This is a genomic window from Bradyrhizobium sp. UFLA05-153 (assembly GCF_054185185.1).
The window spans coordinates 112,238-129,869 of record NZ_JBBIAM010000012.1 but is presented as its reverse complement, the minus strand read 5'-3'; the positions used below and the strand labels follow the sequence as shown (position 1 = coordinate 129,869).

Genomic DNA, 17,632 nt, shown 5'->3' with positions numbered 1-17,632 from the left:
CCCGCTCCTTGACCCGCGCCCGCTCGCGGTAGCGGGCGAGCGAGCCGGCGGCGGCCGAGCTCGCCCTGCCCCAGAGCCCGATCACCTGGCCGGCGGCCCGTCCCGTGATCCCGCCCGCCCAGACCAGCTCGAACGGCGAGAACAGGCGCCAGCGCTCGTCGCCCCGCAGGATGCTGCGGACGATGAGCTGTCCGGCCATCGCCGAGGTGTTCATGCCCTGGCGGCCAAAACCGCTCGCCACCCACAGGCCTTTGCGGAGCTGCCCGATCTGCGGCATGCCGTGCACGGTATGGCCGGTGGCCCCGCCAAACATTTCGGCGATCTCGACCTCGCCGAGATCAGGGAAGATCGTGCGGATCCGGCGCTTGATCGCGCCGCCGAAACGTTGCGGGTTTGCGGCCCAGGTGGTTTCCGGGCTTTCCCACATCAAGCGATCGCCATCGACGATTCTGAAATGGTCGATGCCGTCGGTATCCATCACCGATCCCTTGAAGGCGAGGATCTCGGAGAGGCGTTCGCCGAGCGGTGCGGTGATCCCGGCATAGCGCCAGACCGGCAGCAGCGTGTCCGACAGGCGCTTCAGCGGCGCGCCGAGATGGATGTTGCCGGCGAGCACGATATGCGTTGCGCGCAGGCGCGCCGACGGAGTCACGATGCGCTTGCGGATGCCGGAATGATCGATGCTGACGACCGGGGTGTCTTCGAAGATGCGCGCGCCGGCCCGCCGCGCCAAGGCCGCGAGCCCGTGGACATATTTCCGGCCGTCGACCTGCAACGCCCTCGGATAGTAGACACCGTGGAAGTAGCGGTCGGTCTTGAGCACCGCGCGCACGCGGTCGGCCTGCCAGCCTTCGGCCTCGGTATCGAAATCCTCGTTCAGCATCTGGAGCCGGCTGATCAGCCGGTCGCCGGCATCGACATTGGAGACCTCGAGCACGCCGTCGCTCACGCCGATCCCAGGCATCGTCGCCTCCGTGGCGTTGGCGCGCACGAATTCGGCGCCCTCCTTCGACAGCGCCCAGAGCTCGCGCGCGTCCTCGAAACCGATGCGCTCGATCAGGTCGGCGAGCGGCAGCGCAAAACCCGGCATCACGGTGCCGAGTTGGTTGCCGGAGGCGTTCCAGCCGACATGCCGGCCCTCCAGCACCGCGACGCTGGCCCCGAGCCGAGCCGCCTCGAGCGCGATCGTGAGCCCGGCGAGCCCCGCGCCGATCACGCAGATGTCGGCGTCGAGATCGAACGACAGCCGCTCGCGCTCGCGAAAGCCGGCTTCTTCCTGGGACACGCTTGTGTAAGTCTCGCTCATGTCGTTTTCTTAAGGCACCGGTCAGGCGCTTGTCACCTTGTCCTGAACCTGAACCTGTGCCTGTACATTAATTACGACCGGGATGATTCGAGAATGCCATGCGCCGTTTGATGCTGCTGCGTCACGCCAAGACCGAGACTGACGCACCGAGCGGCCGTGACCAGGACCGCCGTCTCGATGACCGGGGCCATCGGGACGCAGCCCAGATGGGCGACTGGATCGCCCATCATCCGCCGTTCCCCGATACCGTGCTGGTCTCACCGGCCGTCCGGGCCAGACAGACGTGGGACATCGCCTGGGACGCGATGAAGGACCGCGTCGAAGCCCCGGAGGTCGAATTGCTGCCGGAACTCTACGGCGCCGGCCCCGCGCAGCTTCTGGAAACCATTCGCACTGCAACCATCCCCGCGAACCCGAAGCGATTGATGCTGGTCGGCCACAATCCCGGCATGCACGAGCTGGCGCTGATGCTCGCAGGCAGCGGCGACCACGCCGGCCGCAAGGCTCTCCACGACAACCTGCCCACGGCAGGGCTTGCGGTCTTCGACTTTGACGTGAAGGATTGGGGTGACGTGGCGTACCGCCACGGCAAGCTGGTGCTGTTCGTCAGCCCCAAGCTGCTGAAGCAGGCTTAGGGGCAACAGGGCGCCGTCTTGGGACGGTATCTTGGGCCGTTGAATGACAGGGAGGCGCAGATGTTCAAGTCCATTCTCGTGCCCATCGACCTCGCCGACACCGACCTCGCAAAACCTGCGATCGCGACGGCGGCGACGCTGTCGCAGACCTGGAACGGCACGGTGCGCCTGCTCAACGTGCTGCCGATGACGCCGGTGATGCTGGCCGAATATGTGCCGGCCGATTTCGACGAGCAGCAGCGCCAGACCTCGGAGGAAGCGCTCGCCATCGTCGCGCGAGAGTCCGGCATCGACGCCCCGCGTATCTCCAGCGTGGTGCGGCAGGGCGGCATCTATCACGAAATCCTGGAGGAAGCGGCGCATATGAAGGCCGACCTCATCGTCATGACCTCGCATCGCCCGGCAATGCGGACCTATTTCCTCGGCTCGAATGCCGGCCACGTCGTGCGCTACGCCAAATGCTCGGTGCTGGTGGTCAGGCACTAGCTTCTGCTCAGATAAACACCTCGGAGCAATTGCATGCGGGACTGGTGGCGCAAATGGAGTTACGAGGTCCCGCTCGCGATCGGCGATGCGCTATGGGAGGTGCTGGTCGTGCAATTGGCCGCGGCTCTGGACAGGCTGACACTGCGGCAGGTGATCGCCTTCATCCCCGTCGTCATTCTGGTCCTGGCCTACTACCACAGGATCCCGATCCCGCCCGAGCTGATGCTGGTTGGCGATCTCCTTGCCTATATCGACGTGTTCTCGGTATTGTTCCTGCTTGGCGTGTTGAGCCGCGTCACGACAATCCTGTTCGTCGTCAAGCAGGCGTCGACACGGATCGCGGCACTCGCCGACAACGTCGCCATGCACGTGCGACGTCTCGGCCTTCGACACCGGCGCGAACACGGCGCCTCAACGAGGCCGCGCCGCAAGCCCGACCGTTCCGATGACGATCGAGCTTTTGGCGAAGCATGGGGACAGGCTGCAATCGCTTGATCCCCCCAGGTGGTTATAGATACCGCGTCAGCCCGGCTTTCACCTGCCCGTAAACGGCATCCTCGATCTGCGAGCGCGTGATCCCGATATCGCGCAACGCGCGGTCGTCGAGCTCGTTCAGCGTCTTGATGGCGGTGCGGCGCTCCAGGAAGTCGAGCAGCGCCGAGGCGCCGTTGACGAGGGAGCGGAGGAATCCGCCTGACGAGGGTGGGCTGAGAGGCTGCCCGGCAGTTTGCGAGATGGTGGTCATGTTTCTTCTCCGGCAATCGTCCCGCGCGGCGAAAGCGATGCCGCCGGCACAGACGCTGATCGGCGCCTGCTCCTTCATTGCCCTCGGATTGCTCGCGCAGCCGGGCCTCAATCGCGGAACTTGATGGAACTTAAATGCTCCAGTACAATGCTCGGTGCAAGGAAAACATTGCTCTCGGTGCAATAATGTCCAAGTTCGAGTACGTGAAGCTGGCCGATGCCATTGCCGCCGATATCACTAACGGCGCGTTAAAGCCGGGCGACCGCCTGCCGCCGCAGCGCAATTTCGCCTATGAACGTGGCATTGCGGTCTCGACCGCGAGCCGGGTTTATACGGAGCTGCTGCGTCGCGGCCTCGTGGTCGGCGAAGTCGGCCGCGGCACGTTCATTTCGGGCGAGGCGCGGCGCGGCGTCTCAGCTCCCGCCGAGCCGCGTGGCGCGCGCATCGACTTCGAGTTCAACTATCCGCTCCTGCCGCAGCAATCGGCGATGATCGCAAAGAGCCTCGCCGGTCTCGAGCGCCCCGAGGGCCTCGAGGTCGCGCTGCGGCCTGCGACCAGCACCGGCACGCAGGCAGCTCGGAGCATTTCCGCATCATTCCTCGCGCGCAAGGGCTGGGCGCCGGCCGCCGACCACCTCGTCTTCACCTCGAACGGACGGCAATGCATCGCCGCCGCGCTTGCCGCGCTCGTGCCTGCGGGCGGACGCTGCGGCGTCGAGGCGCTGACCTATCCCTTCATCAAGGGCATCGCCGCGCGCTTCGGCATCACGCTGGTGCCGCTCGCGACGGACGAGCACGGCGTCCGCCCCGACGCGATCCAGAAGGCGCATCGCGAGGCGCATCTCGCCGCGCTCTATCTCCAGCCGACGATGCAGAACCCGCTCGGCATCACGATGCCGCTCGGGCGCCGCAACGACGTGCTGCGCGTCGCCGAGAAGCTTGACCTTCCGATCATCGAGGACACCGTCTACGGCTTCCTCGCCGACGAGGCGCCGCTCGCCGCGCTGGCGCCGGACCGCTGCCTCGTGCTCGACAGCCTGTCGAAGAAGGTCGCGCCGGGGCTCGCGCTCGGCTTCATCGTCGCCCCGCCCCATTTGCGTGAAAGCGTGCTGGCTTCGGTGCGCTCAGGCGGCTGGACTGCGTCCGGCTATGCCTTCGCGGCCGGGCAGCGGCTGATGGCCGACGGCACCGCGGCCGAATTGTCGCGACTCAAGCGCATCGATGCGGGCAAGCGCCAGCATCTGGCGGCGCAGCGGCTTGCCGGCTTCGATATCCAGGCCGACCCGAAAGCCTATCATCTTTGGCTGTCGCTGCCGCCGCATTGGCGCTCGCAGACGCTGGTGGCCGCGGCCGGCCGCCGCGACATCGCGCTGACGCCGTCCACAACGTTCGCCATCGCCAACGGCCACGCCCCCAACGCCGTCCGCCTTGCGCTCGGCGCACCGACCTTCGAACAGCTCGATGCGGGTCTGCGTACGCTATCGGCGATGCTGCGGTCGAAGGAAGAGGATTTCGATTCGACGGAGTAGCGCGCCCGCCTCTCACGCCGTCGGCCACTCCGCGATGAATCCCTTCGCCTTGTACGGCTCGATCTTTTCCCATTCGTGCAGGACGCGGCGGCGCAACTCGGCATCGGTGTGCCAGAGCCCGCGCGGCGTCGCAAAACTGTCGACCGTCAGAAGCATCTTGGTCACCTCCGGCCAGTGCCGGTGCAGCGTCATCGGGTAGCGACGCGCCGTCCAGGTATTGCCGAGGCAAATCACGCTGCGAATATTTTGCAGCCCGAGCGCCGCATCGATGACCGGCAGCGAGAAGACGACGTTCTCCCCGGTATTCATCGCCCGGTGCTCTTCGAGGATGCGGCCTGCCGGAATGCCGGCTTCGACCATCGCCGCCTTGATGAGCTTGCACTCGGATTGCTCCGAGCCCGGTGTCACTCCGCCGCTGACAATCGACCAGCGGAAATAGCCGTCCCGCCAAAGCCGGGCTGCGGTATCGGCGCGCAATGCGACGTCCTCGCGGGTGCCGAACAGGAACAAGAGGTCGGCCGGCCGAAGCGGCGTCTCGATCAGATGCGTGGCATTGATTATGGCGATCTCATCCGCCGTCGGCATTCGGGTGCTGGGGTCCATGAAGATGAGGATGCGACACAGGCCCGATTCCGCGAAGTCACGTTTGATGACCGGCGATTGCAGCCGCCCCTACGGCAGCAGTGCTTCCGGCAGCCGGTCAAAGCTGTAGCTGCGCGGCTGGTTGCGCCGGATGAAACCGCCGATCTGCCAGGTGAACAGGGCGGCGAAGCCGATGATGAACAGCGCGCCCGTCCATTCGCCGGTCGTGATCGCGCGGATGAGAAGCCCGGCCATCGCCACCGCCAGCATCGCGAGCAGCGCGAGCGCTGCCGTGTAGGCGATGCGTCCGAGGCCTGCGGTCAGCCTCGCCCGGCTGCCCGCCTTCGCCATGCGCGCATGCAGCGCGACGATGAAATCGCGAAAGCCGTGATCCTGAGCCGCCATCAGCGCCGCGGTCTGCCATGTCGTCGACAGGATCGCGAGACGGCCGCCATCGGCATGGCGGAGATCGGCGCGAAACCGGTGTTGCTGCATCGAGACGGGCCGGTATGACAGCCGGATCGCCGAGATCTCGCCATAGCGCCACAGGCCGGAGCGGCCTGCGATCTGCCAGGACAGACCCTCTTCCGTCAGCTCGAAACGATGCGCCGAGCCAATCAGCGACGCCTTGTAGGCGTAGCTGGTGACTTGCTCGCTCGTGACTTGCGGGGCGGCCTCCTGAACCTCGGACATTTCGATCCTTATCAACTTCGCGCGCGGCCCGGTCGGCTTGCGCGACCGCCCTCACCCATCCTACAAATCAGGCATGGCTGAGACGACCTTTTTTCCCCGTCACCTGATTCTCGGCGGCGCGCTGATCGCGGGCATACTGCTGGCGCTCGCGGTGCACATGCTGGGCGCACGCTACGGGCTCGACCTCGGCGGGCTTTGGCGCTCGGACACGCACGAGTTCATGCCGGCGGGTGCGGCGATCGCGTGGTGGCTGATCGCCACCGTCGGCTTTTCGGGCGGCTACTTCACCGCAACGTTGATGCAGAGCGCCGTCTCGGGCCAGATCCCGCAAAGGATGCGGCAGTTCCTGATCGCGGTCGGCGTGCTCTTGCTCGCCGGCGCCGGACAGGCGGCCTCCGCACCAAGCCCGATCCCGACCATCTCCGGCGTGCTGGCAGGCCTCGCCGCACTGTGCCTCGGCGCGGTGATGGCGTTCTGCGGCGCGCATTTCGCGCTCCGCAGGGGCTGACGTTCAGAGCATGATCCGGAAAAGTGTGGAGCGGTTTTCCCTCGCGACAAACGCGGAACGCGTTTGCGCGGAGATCATGCTTAAACAACAGCCTGAAGCGCGATGACGATTCATCCTAATCTCGGCGCGCTTTAGGCAGACGCGCGCAGGCGGGGCTTCGCCAGCATCATCGCAACCTCGGACGCCGGTCGCGGCGCGCTGAACAGATAGCCTTGCGCCTGGGTGCAGCCCTCGCGCCGCAAGAGCTCGAGCTGCGTATCGTTCTCGACGCCCTCCGCCGTGGTCGCGATCCCGAGGCTGCGCCCGAGGCCGGTGACGGCGCGGACGATGGCCATGGAATCTGCGCGTGTCGATAGCTCGGACACGAAGGAGCGGTCGATCTTGATCTTGTCGAAGGGGAAGCTGCGCAAGTAGCTGAGCGAGGAATAGCCGGTGCCGAAATCGTCGAGCGAGATCCGCACGCCCTGCGCGCGCAACTCGTGCAGGATCGCAAGCGTCGCCTCGCTGTTCTGGAGCAGCACGGATTCAGTGATCTCGAGCTCGAGGCGCTCGGCGGCGAGCCCCGAGGAGGCCAGCGCCTCAATCACCGAGGCGACCAGGTTCGGATTCTTGAACTGCACCGGCGACAGGTTGACGGCAACGCCGATCTCCTCGGGCCAGGTGGCCGCTTCGGCGCAGGCGTTACGCAGCACCTGCTCGCCGAGCTGCACGATCAGGCCGGTCTCTTCCGCTAGCGGGATGAAGGCGGCCGGCGAGATAAGGCCCCGCTGCGGGTGATTCCAACGGCTCAGCGCCTCGAAGGCGACGACGCGATCCTTGGCCACATCGCGGATCGGCTGGTAGTGGACCTCGAACTCGTTCCTGCCCAGCGCCGCCCGCAGATCCATTTCGAGCAGCCGCCGCGCCTGCGCGCGGGCATCCATGCCGGTCTCGAAGAAGCGATAGGTGCCGCGGCCGTCGGCCTTGGCGCGGTACAGCGCGAGGTCGGCGTTCTTCAACAGCTCATCCGGATTGCTGCCATCCTGCGGCGACAGTGAGATGCCGATGGAGACGCCGATGATGATCTGATGGTCGGCGATCTCGTAGGGCGCGGAAATCAGTTCGACCAGTCGTCCGGCGAGTGCGGTGGCCGCCGCTTCCTCCTCCTTGCCGAGCTGGACCACGGCGAATTCGTCGCCGCCGAGCCGAGCCACGGTGTCTTTCTCGCCGACACAGGCAGCCAACCTGCGGCCGACCTCCTTGAGCAGCGCGTCACCGATCGGATGCCCGAGTGAATCATTGATGTCCTTGAAGTGATCTAGATCGAGGCACAGCACCGCGAGCTGATCGCCTGGCCTGGCGTGGCGCAAGCCCTGCTCGAGCTGCTCGTGGAACAGCACGCGGTTCGGCAGATTGGTCAGCGCGTCGTGGCGCGCCATGTGGGAGATCTTCTCCTGTGCCGCCAGCCATTCGGTGATGTCTTCGAAGGTCGCGACCCATCCGCCGCCCTGCATCGGCTGGTTGACGACGCGGATCGAGCGGTTGAACCTGCTGACGATCGTGGTCGTGGTGCGGTTGTCGCGGGCGTCGGCGACGAGCTGGGCGAAGAACTGATCCGGATCGCCCTGCCAGTGTCCCCGCGCCTGCTCTTCGCGCATCACCTCGAGCAGCAGGCGGCCGGTGAGCTGCATGTCGGTCCGGCGCAACATCGCGGCGTAGCGCTCGTTGAACAGGAGTATCCTGCCGTCCTTGTCGAACATGCAAAGCCCCTGCGACATGTTCTCGAGCGCGGTGTCGAGCACGACCTGCTGGCGCCCCAATTGGCCCTTGGCGCGGCGGTCGAGGATGGCGGCCACGAGTGCGATGGCGATGATGGCGGCCGCGGCGCTCGCGGTGAGCAGGGAGAGCGTCGCCGGCGCGATCGACAGCCCGCTGATCGCGAGCGTCGGATCCGGCGTCAGCTCGACGGCCCCCATCGCCGTGAAATGATGCGAGACGATGGCGAGCGTGAGCAGGCCGGTAGCGCTCACGGCATGCGAAAGGTCATCGCGCCGTGCTGCGACATAAATAGCAGCCGCACCGAACACGATTCCGAGCAGGATCGAAGCCGTCACCGTGCCGCTCGCCCAGCCGATGCGCGCGGGCATCTCCAGCGCCGCCATGCCGGTGTAGTGCATGGCCGCGACGCCGCCGCCGACGATGGCACCGCCGAGCAGGACCCAGGGCGTGCGCTTGGATGACACCGCGATGCTCAGGCCCACGAAGGTCACGGAGATCGCGAAGATCAGCGACAGGACCGTCACCGGAATGTTGTAGGCCGCGCCGGCGCCCGGCCCGTAAGCCAGCATCGCGATGAAATGCGTCGCCCAGATGCCGCAACCGCTGACGATAGCGTCGAGCGAAAGCCAGACCAGACGCGCAGTGCCCTGTGTGGCGCGCGCCCGATGAAACAGGCTGATCGCCGCCGCGCTGGCGAGCAGGCATACCGCGCCGCCCAGCGCGACCAGGCCCCAGTCATGCTCGTCCGTCAGACAATAGAGAACTTGGTACATATGGCAGGTCCATTTTCGGTACCTGCACTAAAGGGACGAGAGGTGGACAGTCGGTAACCGGCTACGTACCGGTTCGGCTCATGGTGAACCAAAGCTGTGAGCGCAAGGCAGCATACTCCGGGTTAACCATCGGCTGGCGCGCTGCGCCAGATCGCTGTCGCGGCCAGCAGCAGGACCGCTGCCGCAATGGTCAGCGAGGCGTGCAGGCCGGTCATGAAGTTCCCCGCCACCAGCGAGCCGAACAGCGCAACGCCAAGCACGCTGCCGGTCTGCCGGGTCGCATTGAGCACGCCGGCCGCGATGCCCGAGCGGGCCTTCTCGACGCTGCCGAGCAGCGTCGAGGTCAGGGGCGGCACCAAAAGGCCGAGGCCGCCGCTGATCGCGATCATCTGCACGGCGATCGCCCAGTAGCTCGTGTCAGCAGCCATGCCGAGCATGAAGAGGCAGCCCAGCGCCGAGACGCACGCGCCCACGATCATGGTCCTGCAAGCTCCGATCCGCTCGGAAACGCGCGGCGCCAGCAAATTCACCGGCAGCACCGCGCCCATCATCGGGACGAAGGCGAGCCCGGTCCACCAGGCGGACAGCCCGTTGACCTCCTGGAAGTAGAGGCTGAGCACGAAGATCAGTCCGTAGATCGCAACGTTCACGAGCAGGCCCACGAGCGAGGTCAGCGCGAACATGCGGTTGCCAAACAGCGACAGCGGCAGCATCGGCTGCGCGGTGCGCTGCTCCCGCCAGACGAACAGCGCGGCCAGCACAGCGGCGGCGATGAAGGCTGCGATCACGGCGGGATGCGCCCAGCCGATCGCGCCACCTTCGATGATCGCGGCGGCGAGCGCGCCCAGTGCACCGATCGCCGCGCACTGGCCGGGCAGATCGATCTCGCGCGCTAGTGAGCGCGTGGTCTCATCGGTAAAGCGCCAGGTCAGCCAGAGGCCGGTAAGTCCGATCGGCAGGTTGACCAGGAAGATCGCGCGCCAGCCGACCAGCGTGATCAGGCCTCCGCCGACGAACGGGCCCGCCGTCAGGGCGAGGCTGGCGCCTGCGGCCCAGACCGCGACGGCGCGCCCCGCGCTGCTTCTCGTCCGGATAAGCATGGTTGAGCAGCGCCAGCGAATTCGGCACCAGGATCGCTGCCGCCAATCCCTGGATCAGCCGCGCGCCGATCAAGACGGTGGCGTTCGGCGACAGCGCGCAGGCGAGCGAGGCCGCAGTGAAGATGGCGAAGCCCGCCATGAAGACGCGCTTGGCGCCGATGCGATCGCCAAGCGCGCCCGCGGTCAGGATGAAGGCGGCAAAGGCGATGGTATAGGCACTCACCACCCATTGCAGCTCGGCGACCCCGCCGCCAAGCGCGGTGCCCATCGCATGCAGCGCGGTGTTGACGATCGTGACATCGAGCTGCACCACGCCATAGCCGAGACTCATCGCAGCAAGCGTCAGCGAGGTGGCAAGGCGCGAGCGCTGCGTGCTCCCCGCGGATTCGTAGGCGATATTGGTATTGGCGAAGTTGGTTCGCATGCTGGCATCCCGATTGCAGCCCCACGCGAAAGATTACACCCTCAGCTCACATCATGTTTCGATAATGAACGAATGATGCCTGCGCCGCGTCACGAAAAACGCCGCGCCTCGCGCGCGGCGTTCCCTTAGGCGACGTGGGTCTAGCTCGCCGCGCGCATGTTCACCTTGGTCTCGGCGATCGAGGTCAGCTTCTTGTCGGTCGCCTTCTCCTCCTCGAGCGTCTTGGCGAGCACTGCGGCGCAGTCGTTGCGGCCGAGCTGCTTGGCCCAGGCGATCAGGCTGCCATAGCGGACGATCTCGTAGTGCTCGGCGGCCTGCGCGGCGTTGATGAGGGCCGCATCGAGCACCGCGTTGTCGGCGACCTCGCCGGCGGTGTCGTTGGCTTCCTCGATGATCCCGTCGATCGCCGGGCAATCGATCGCCTTCACCTCGACGCCGTGCATCTTGAACACCTCTTCCAGCCGCTTCACGTGCTGTTTGGTTTCATCGAGGTGCGTCAAAAAGCCCTGCTTCAACTGCGGGTCGGTCGCCTTATTTGCCATTTTCGGCAGCGCCTTGGTGAGCTGCTGCTCGGCGTAGTAGATGTCCTGCAATTGATGCACGAACAGGTCGTTCATGGTCTTGATGTCCTTGGTGAACAGTCCCATCGTTCCAATCCTTGCGCTTCGGGAACAGAGCGGCGCCGGCCTGCGTGTGCAGGTCGCTATCACGCTGTGTTCGGTTGCTGATGCACCGCTAACCGACACGCGTGAGGGACGTTCCGAAAGGATCGAAAACCTTGCGCTGGAACAAGGCGAACCGCGCTACGGTTTGGCAAAATGCGGGCAATGAAACGGCGATGCCGCGACTCGCAATCCTTAATGCGCGGCAATGTGTAGGACGTATGACGAAAGGGATGCCGGAACGCAGAACCTTCCGTTGTCAAGGGCTGCACAAGTCGCTGTTTTTGCCTTAAGGAACTAGGATATATGGCTGCGATCGGCGCTAGGCTTTGGGCGCCATCGCGCTCAATCGGCACCCGCTCGATTGGGCGGGTTTTACGAGTTGCTTGCCCCCGCCGGGAGGATGAATGCAGGACGTGCTGCCCGCGCTGAAACGCGGCTTCAAGAGATGGATCGGCTGGCGTCGGCTCGGCATTGCCGCGAGCGTCATGATCATCGCCTTCGCGATCACCACGCTGGTGCGCACCCTCAAGGGCATCGACACCGGCGTCATCCTGACCGCGTTAACCGAGATCCCCCGCGGCAATATCGGCCTTGCGGCGCTCTGCGTCTTCTTCGCCTTCTGTACGCTGACCTTCTACGACTTCTTCGCACTGCGAACGATCGGCAAGAAACACGTCCCCTACCGCATCGCAGCGTTGTCCAGCTTCACCTCCTATTCGATCGGCCACAACATCGGCGCGACCGTCTTCACCGGTGGAGCAATCCGCTTCCGGATCTACTCGGACTACGGGCTGAACGCGATCGACGTTGCGAAGATCTGCTTCCTCTCCGGCCTCACCTTCTGGCTCGGTAACATCTTCGTGCTCTCTATCGGTATGGCGATCCATCCCGATGCCGCCTCTGCGATGGATCAGCTCCCCTCCGCGATCAACCGCCTGATCGCCCTTGGCGGCCTTGCCTCCATCACCGCCTATCTGGTCTGGCTGTCGATGGGCGAGAAGCGCCGCGAGCTCGGCCAGAAGGGCTGGAAGGTGGTGCTGCCGTCGGCGCCGCTGACGCTCGTGCAGATCCTGATCGGCGTGGTCGACCTCGGCTTCTGCGCCATGGCGATGTACCTCCTGGTGCCGTCCACCCCGCCAATCGATTTCATGTCACTGGCGGTGGTGTTCATCCTGGCGACGCTGCTGGGGTTTGCCAGCCACGCCCCCGGCAGCATCGGCGTGTTCGACGCGGCCATGCTGCTAGCGCTCCCCGAATTCGGCCGCGAACAGCTCCTGGCCACCCTCCTGGTCTTCCGCATCCTCTATTTCATGATCCCGTTCGGCCTCGCCATTTCCATCATGGGGGCACGCGAGCTCTGGATGAACGTCGTGGAGCCCTGGCAGGAACGCCGGAGGCTGGCGGAGGCCTGCGCGCAGGCCAACCTGCCCAAGCAGGTGACGCAGATGGAGCGCGAACGGTCGCTGCGGCAGGCCAGCAAGCGCTAGTCGCGGAGATCATGCTCAAACAATAGCTAAGGCGCGATGATCGTTCGCGCTTTAGCCGCTGGACGGCGGCCCATAAACCGGTCAGACAAACGTCGAAGGCGGCTCGAGGAAGCCTCTCTTATTTCCGCCTCAACTTTGACGTTGAAAGCGCGGGCCATGATCCGAGCCAACCTCCGCACCTTCCTTGCCGGCGCCCTGCTTGTCGGGATACTCGGCGCTCTGCCGGCTGAACGCGCTACCGCCCAAGACGGCAACCTGCAGATCACCTGGGAGGTCCGCAACCGCTTCCGTCTGTTCCGCGAGGAGCGCGACTTCCTGCTCCATGTCGAGAACGCCCGCAACCGCAGCATCCTCGCCACCGAGCAGTCGCTGGAGATGCAGAGCGAGGGCCGCGGCTGGGCCCGCAACATGGTCAACCGCCTCTGCATCGACCTCCAGGGCCGGGTCAACCAGCCCTGCGCCCGCGACAACGTCAAAGAAAACTACATCACCCCGGTCGACCACCCCGTGACCGTGCGCCTGACCGGTGCCGTGCCGGTCGGGGCCATCTGCGCCTGGTCGTTCGACGATGGAGACGGGCCGCAGGCCTCCACCTTCGATTGCGCCGAGCCGGTGAACCTGCGCGTGCGCTATGGCAGGCAGACGGTGGCGACGGTCGACGTCTCCTCCGGCTCCGACCCGACCCAGCGCATCCAGACCGAGATCCAGGTCCGCGACGTCTTCATTGCAGGCCTGGGCGATAGCATCGCCTCCGGCGAAGGCAATCCGGACCGGCCGATCGCGCTGGCCGACGACGGTTTCTGCTTCCGCTCCTATCTCGGCACTGCCGGCGGGCAGTACTACCGGCCGAGCCGCGCCGGCTTCAAGGGCGGGCGCGCCTGCGAGGCGCCCGACACCCTTACCAACTGGCAGCGCTACGGCGCGCTCTGGTTCAACGCCCCCTGCCATCGCTCGCTCTACAGCTACCAGAGCCGCACCGCGCTCGCGCTCGCGGTCCGCTACCCCCACATCGCCGTGACCTATCTGCCGCTCGCCTGCACCGGTGCGAGCATCAGCGACGGGCTCTTGGGCTCGCAGCGTGCGCGCGAATGCCCGCCCGGCAAAAGCGGGACCTGCCAGACCAGCGTGAACGCGCAGGTGGCCGAGCTGCGTGAGGCGCTCACTGCGGCGAGGAAACGGCAGCCGGACCGCAAGCTCGACCTCGTGCTGCTCTCGATCGGCGCCAACGACGTCTATTTCTCCGGCCTCGTCGCCGACGTGATCGTGGACACCGCGACCGAACGCGCGCTGTTCACGCGTTCCGGGGTGATGGCTGGTGTCGACGATTCACGCGATGCGCTCACGCGCGAGCTGCCCAGGAATTTCGTCAAGCTGCGCGAGGCGCTCAAGCCGCTGGTCGACGGCGACCTCTCGCACGTCGTCTATGTCTCCTACGCCAATCCGGCGCTCGCAGACGGCGGCGTGCCCTGTCGCGGCGGCCGCGCCGGCTTCGACATCCATCCCGCCTTCAACGCCGATCCGCAGCGGCTTGCCCGGGTCTCGACCTATGTCGACACCGAATTCCTGCCGCAGCTCAAGGGGCTCGCGACCTGCACGCAAGGCGCGCTGTGCCGCGATCCGGAATCCGACCGCATGACCTTCGTCGATACGCATCAGGGCCTGTTCGCCGACCACGGTTTCTGCGCGCATGCCGGCTCCGACCCCGAATTCGACCGCGCCTGTTTTGCCGAGAACGGCCAGAGCTTCAACCCCGACATCGTCACCGCCGCGAGCCAGCCGATGCTGTGCGGCCGCGGCGCATCCGAATATCGAGCCTACCTGCCGCGCGCGCGCTGGATCCGTGACGCCAATGACAGCTATTTCGCCGCGATGACCTATCCGCAAGGCCTGCCCGCTGCGAGCCAGCCGAACGACATTCACGACGCCGCCTGGGGCGTGCTTTCCGCCGTCTATGGCGGCGCCGTGCACCCCTCAGCCGAAGGCCACGCCGCGATGGCGGACGCGACCCTGCCGGCCGCAAGCACCGTACTTGGCCTCGACGCCGTGCCGCCCGGCTTCACTCGCGGCCTGCTGGCGCCGCTGCTGCCGGGCGCGCAGCAGTAGGCCGCGCTGCAAGCACACTCTCGGTGTCATCGTCCGCCTTGTGCGCAATTGCGTACTGGAGCGGACGATCCAGTATTCCAGGGGCCGTGACGAATGCGGAGAGGCCGCGGCCCACTGAATTCCCCGCTTGCCGCCTACGCTAAAGCTTCGGCGAGCCAAAGTCCCCAACCCCGGCGAAGCCTTGGCGTAGCCTGGTCGCGGGGAATGACAGCGATGCGTGTGGGTATGATGTTCGGCCCGCGAGAGTGCCGTTCCTCCCCCTGCCGTCCCATCAATCCAAAAACGGTATCAATCGATACTCCCTTCAACTTGGACACTTTCCTGCGCGCCCCTCTAGGAGTCGTCCCTGAGGAAGCATTTATTCTGAGGAGGCGTGCGCATGAGCGCAGTAGTGTCCGCGGCGGACGTGAAGAGGTCCCGCGTCAGGCTTTTCATCGTGACCATGTTGTTCCTGGTCACCACGGTCAACTATGCCGACCGCGCCACGCTGTCGATCGCCGGACCCGCGCTCTCCAAGGAGCTCCATCTCGATCCCGTCGCCATGGGCTACATCTTCTCGGCGTTCGGCTGGTCCTATGTGATCGCGCAGGTGCCGGGCGGCTGGCTGCTCGACCGCTACGGTTCGCGCATCGTCTATGCCTTCAGCATCATCGTCTGGTCGCTGTTCACGCTGATGCAGGGCTGGGTCGGCTTCCTCGGCGCGGGCACCGCGGTCGCCATGCTGTTCGCCCTGCGCTTCCTAGTCGGCATTGCGGAGGCGCCCTCCTTCCCCGCCAACGCCCGCATCGTGGCAGCCTGGTTCCCGGGCAATGAGCGCGGCACGGCATCGGCCTTCTTCAATTCTGGGCAGTATTTCGCGACCGTGATCTTCGCGCCGCTGATGGGCTGGATCGCGCATGACTACGGCTGGCGCTACGTGTTCTTCGTGATGGGCGCGCTCGGCGTCGTCATGGGCCTGGTCTGGATCAAGACCATCTATGGCCCCAAGGAGCATCCCTCCATCAACGAGGCCGAGTTCGACTACATCAAGGAAGGCGGCGCGCTGGTCGATCTCGACGCGCCCAAGGAGGAGCGCGCACCGGACTCGGGCCCGAAATGGGATCACATCCGCCAGCTTCTCTCCAACCGCATGATGCTCGGTGTCTATCTCGGCCAGTACTGCATCAACACCCTGACCTATTTCTTCCTGACCTGGTTCCCCGTGTACCTCGTCAAGGAGCGCGGCCTGTCGATCCTCCAGGCGGGTTTCGTGGCGACGCTGCCGGCGCTCTGCGGCTTCATCGGCGGCGTGCTCGGCGGAATCATCTCGGATGCGATCCTGCGCAAGACCGGCTCGCTGACCATGGCGCGCAAGATCCCGATCGTCGGCGGCATGCTGCTGTCGATGGCGATCATCGGCTGCAACTATGTCGACGGCCAGGCGCTGGTGATCGGCTTCATGGCGCTCGCCTTCTTCGGCAAGGGCATCGGCGCGCTCGGCTGGGCAGTCGTCTCCGACACCTCGCCCAAGGAAGCCGGCGGCGTCTCCGGCGGCCTGTTCAACACTTTTGGCAACCTCTCCTCCATCACCACCCCGATCGTGATCGGCTACATCGTGGCCGCAACCGGCTCGTTCAACGGCGCCCTCGTCTTCGTCGGCGTCAACGCGCTGGTCGCCGCGTTCGCCTATCTCGTGGTCGTCGGCCAGATCCAGCGGGTGGTGCTTAAGCGTTCCTCCTGAGCGCTCCGGCGAAACCGGAACGGACCAGGCAACTTACGGCGGCTTCACAGCCGCCGTCTTTGTTTCGGAGGTTATCGATGCTAGAAGTGCCGGGGAAACGCCTTATCCATCTAAGGCAAGTATCGATGTTCGACCTCAACCAGCTCCGCTGCTTCGTCACAGTGGCGGAGGAATTGCATTTCGGCCGCGCCGCCGCGCGACTCAACATGACCCAACCACCGCTGTCCCGGCAGATCCAGGTGCTCGAGCACATCATCGACGCGCCGCTGCTGGAGCGCACCAGCCGCTCGGTTCGCCTGACGCCGGCCGGACGCAGCTTCCTGCCGGAGGCGCGGCGCATCCTGAAGCTCGCGGAGAGCGCCTCGCAGGTCGCCCGCCGCATCGCGCTCGGCAAGACCGGCTCGCTGAAGATCGGTTTCACGGCCGCGGCCGCTTACGGCTTCCTGCCCGAGCTCGTCGCCGCCTGCCGCGCCAGACTGCCCGAGGTCGATTTCTCGCTGAAGGAGATGGTCTCCGGCGACCAGTTCGAGGCGCTCGCCTCCGGCCAGATCGATGCCGGACTGTTGCGGCCGCCGATCGCGCGGCCGGAGCTTGCCAGCCGCCGTGTCGTCGCCGAGCCCCTGCTCGCGGCGATCCCCAAGAAGCATCCGCTGGCGAGCGCCGAGTCGGTGACCATCAAGGATTTCGACGACCAGCCCTTCGTGATGTATTCGCCCTATGAGAGCCGCTACTTCCACGACCTGCTGGTCGCGCTCTTCACCCGCGCCGACGTGCTGCCGCGCTATGTCCAGCATTTGAGCCAGATCCACTCGATCCTCGCCATGGTGCGGGCCGGGCTCGGGCTTGCCATCGTGCCGGCGGCGGCGGCGAGCCTGAAGATCTCCGACGTGCGCCTGCGGCCGCTCAAACTGCGCACGCGCGTTCCGGTCGAGCTCTTCATGGTCTGGCGGCGCGAGGACGAGAACCCGTTGCTGTCGGCACTGGTGAAAATCGCGAGCGAATTGGTCGCCGCGGAGACGATCGAAGATTGATGCTGAATATGCATCATTCGATATAGGCTTTGGCTTGGACGCGCATCGAACGGTCTCTTAAGTAACGGCCCATGGACGCAGCGGTTC

The 17,632-nt window shown here is 65.8% G+C and carries 16 protein-coding genes and 1 pseudogene; 10 read left to right on the top strand and 7 right to left on the bottom strand.

Annotated features, from left to right (window positions below):
- The coding region (locus tag Q2941_RS10285; protein ID WP_458192364.1) for an NAD(P)/FAD-dependent oxidoreductase at positions 1–1,306 on the bottom strand (1,306 nt) is incomplete at its 3' end.
- 98 nt (positions 1,307–1,404) lie between these two features.
- On the opposite strand from Q2941_RS10285, the gene Q2941_RS10280 reads away from it, so the two are divergent.
- From Q2941_RS10280 to Q2941_RS10270, 3 genes are read left to right on the top strand one after another with little or no spacing between them, the layout of a single operon-like run.
- A complete protein-coding gene (locus Q2941_RS10280; RefSeq protein ID WP_027528657.1) occupies positions 1,405–1,941 on the top strand; it encodes a SixA phosphatase family protein in 537 nt (178 codons plus the stop codon).
- Positions 1,942–2,001: 60 nt separating this feature from the next.
- Entirely contained in the window at positions 2,002–2,427 is a 426-nt protein-coding gene (locus Q2941_RS10275) for a universal stress protein (RefSeq protein ID WP_027528656.1), read from the top strand.
- Between the two features lie 33 nt (positions 2,428–2,460).
- Positions 2,461–2,922: a hypothetical protein gene (locus Q2941_RS10270; RefSeq protein ID WP_027528655.1), complete on the top strand. Its 462-nt coding sequence runs from the start codon at positions 2,461–2,463 to the stop codon at positions 2,920–2,922.
- Between the two features lie 13 nt (positions 2,923–2,935).
- Here the strand turns inward: Q2941_RS10270 and Q2941_RS10265 are convergent, their stop codons facing one another.
- On the bottom strand, positions 2,936–3,172 hold the full coding sequence (locus Q2941_RS10265; RefSeq protein WP_035665484.1) for a DUF1127 domain-containing protein: 237 nt from the start codon (positions 3,170–3,172) through the stop codon (positions 2,936–2,938).
- On the opposite strand from Q2941_RS10265, the gene Q2941_RS10260 reads away from it, so the two are divergent.
- Together Q2941_RS10260 and Q2941_RS10255 are read left to right on the top strand one after the other, a co-directional pair.
- Entirely contained in the window at positions 3,171–3,296 is a 126-nt protein-coding gene (locus Q2941_RS10260) for a hypothetical protein (protein ID WP_458192363.1), read from the top strand. The genes Q2941_RS10265 and Q2941_RS10260 overlap by 2 nt on opposite strands.
- 61 nt (positions 3,297–3,357) lie before the next feature.
- Positions 3,358–4,701 carry an aminotransferase-like domain-containing protein gene (locus tag Q2941_RS10255; RefSeq protein WP_254111633.1) on the top strand — a complete coding sequence of 448 codons (1,344 nt, stop codon included), beginning with the start codon at positions 3,358–3,360 and terminating at the stop codon, positions 4,699–4,701.
- Positions 4,702–4,713: 12 nt separating this feature from the next.
- Here the strand turns inward: Q2941_RS10255 and Q2941_RS10250 are convergent, their stop codons facing one another.
- Together Q2941_RS10250 and Q2941_RS10245 are read right to left on the bottom strand one after the other, a co-directional pair.
- Positions 4,714–5,286, bottom strand: a complete 573-nt coding sequence (locus tag Q2941_RS10250) for a YdcF family protein (RefSeq protein ID WP_458192362.1) — start codon at positions 5,284–5,286, stop codon at positions 4,714–4,716.
- 87 nt (positions 5,287–5,373) lie between these two features.
- Positions 5,374–5,976 (bottom strand): hypothetical protein, encoded by a 603-nt coding sequence (locus Q2941_RS10245; RefSeq protein ID WP_458192361.1) that lies wholly within the window; start codon positions 5,974–5,976, stop codon positions 5,374–5,376.
- 73 nt (positions 5,977–6,049) lie between these two features.
- On the opposite strand from Q2941_RS10245, the gene Q2941_RS10240 reads away from it, so the two are divergent.
- Entirely contained in the window at positions 6,050–6,484 is a 435-nt protein-coding gene (locus tag Q2941_RS10240; protein ID WP_458192360.1) for a hypothetical protein, read from the top strand.
- Between the two features lie 131 nt (positions 6,485–6,615).
- On the opposite strand, the gene Q2941_RS10235 is transcribed toward Q2941_RS10240, so the two are convergent.
- From Q2941_RS10235 to Q2941_RS10225, 3 genes and pseudogenes are all read right to left on the bottom strand, one after another.
- Positions 6,616–9,015: a bifunctional diguanylate cyclase/phosphodiesterase gene (locus Q2941_RS10235; protein ID WP_458192359.1), complete on the bottom strand. Its 2,400-nt coding sequence runs from the start codon at positions 9,013–9,015 to the stop codon at positions 6,616–6,618.
- Between the two features lie 122 nt (positions 9,016–9,137).
- Positions 9,138–10,539, bottom strand: a pseudogene (locus tag Q2941_RS10230) (MFS transporter).
- Between the two features lie 140 nt (positions 10,540–10,679).
- Positions 10,680–11,186 carry a YciE/YciF ferroxidase family protein gene (locus Q2941_RS10225; protein ID WP_027528648.1) on the bottom strand — a complete coding sequence of 169 codons (507 nt, stop codon included), beginning with the start codon at positions 11,184–11,186 and terminating at the stop codon, positions 10,680–10,682.
- Positions 11,187–11,608: 422 nt separating this feature from the next.
- Here Q2941_RS10225 and Q2941_RS10220 point away from each other — a divergent pair, with 422 nt between their 5' ends.
- From Q2941_RS10220 to Q2941_RS10205, 4 genes are all read left to right on the top strand, one after another.
- Positions 11,609–12,691, top strand: coding sequence for a lysylphosphatidylglycerol synthase transmembrane domain-containing protein (locus Q2941_RS10220; protein WP_027528647.1), 1,083 nt, complete (start codon positions 11,609–11,611; stop codon positions 12,689–12,691).
- A 156-nt stretch (positions 12,692–12,847) separates the two neighbouring features.
- Positions 12,848–14,794, top strand: coding sequence for an SGNH/GDSL hydrolase family protein (locus tag Q2941_RS10215; protein WP_458192358.1), 1,947 nt, complete (start codon positions 12,848–12,850; stop codon positions 14,792–14,794).
- Positions 14,795–15,173: 379 nt separating this feature from the next.
- A complete protein-coding gene (locus Q2941_RS10210) occupies positions 15,174–16,514 on the top strand; it encodes an MFS transporter (protein WP_458192357.1) in 1,341 nt (446 codons plus the stop codon).
- 125 nt (positions 16,515–16,639) lie between these two features.
- Positions 16,640–17,545 (top strand): LysR family transcriptional regulator, encoded by a 906-nt coding sequence (locus tag Q2941_RS10205; protein WP_027528637.1) that lies wholly within the window; start codon positions 16,640–16,642, stop codon positions 17,543–17,545.
- Positions 17,546–17,632 lie beyond the last annotated feature (87 nt).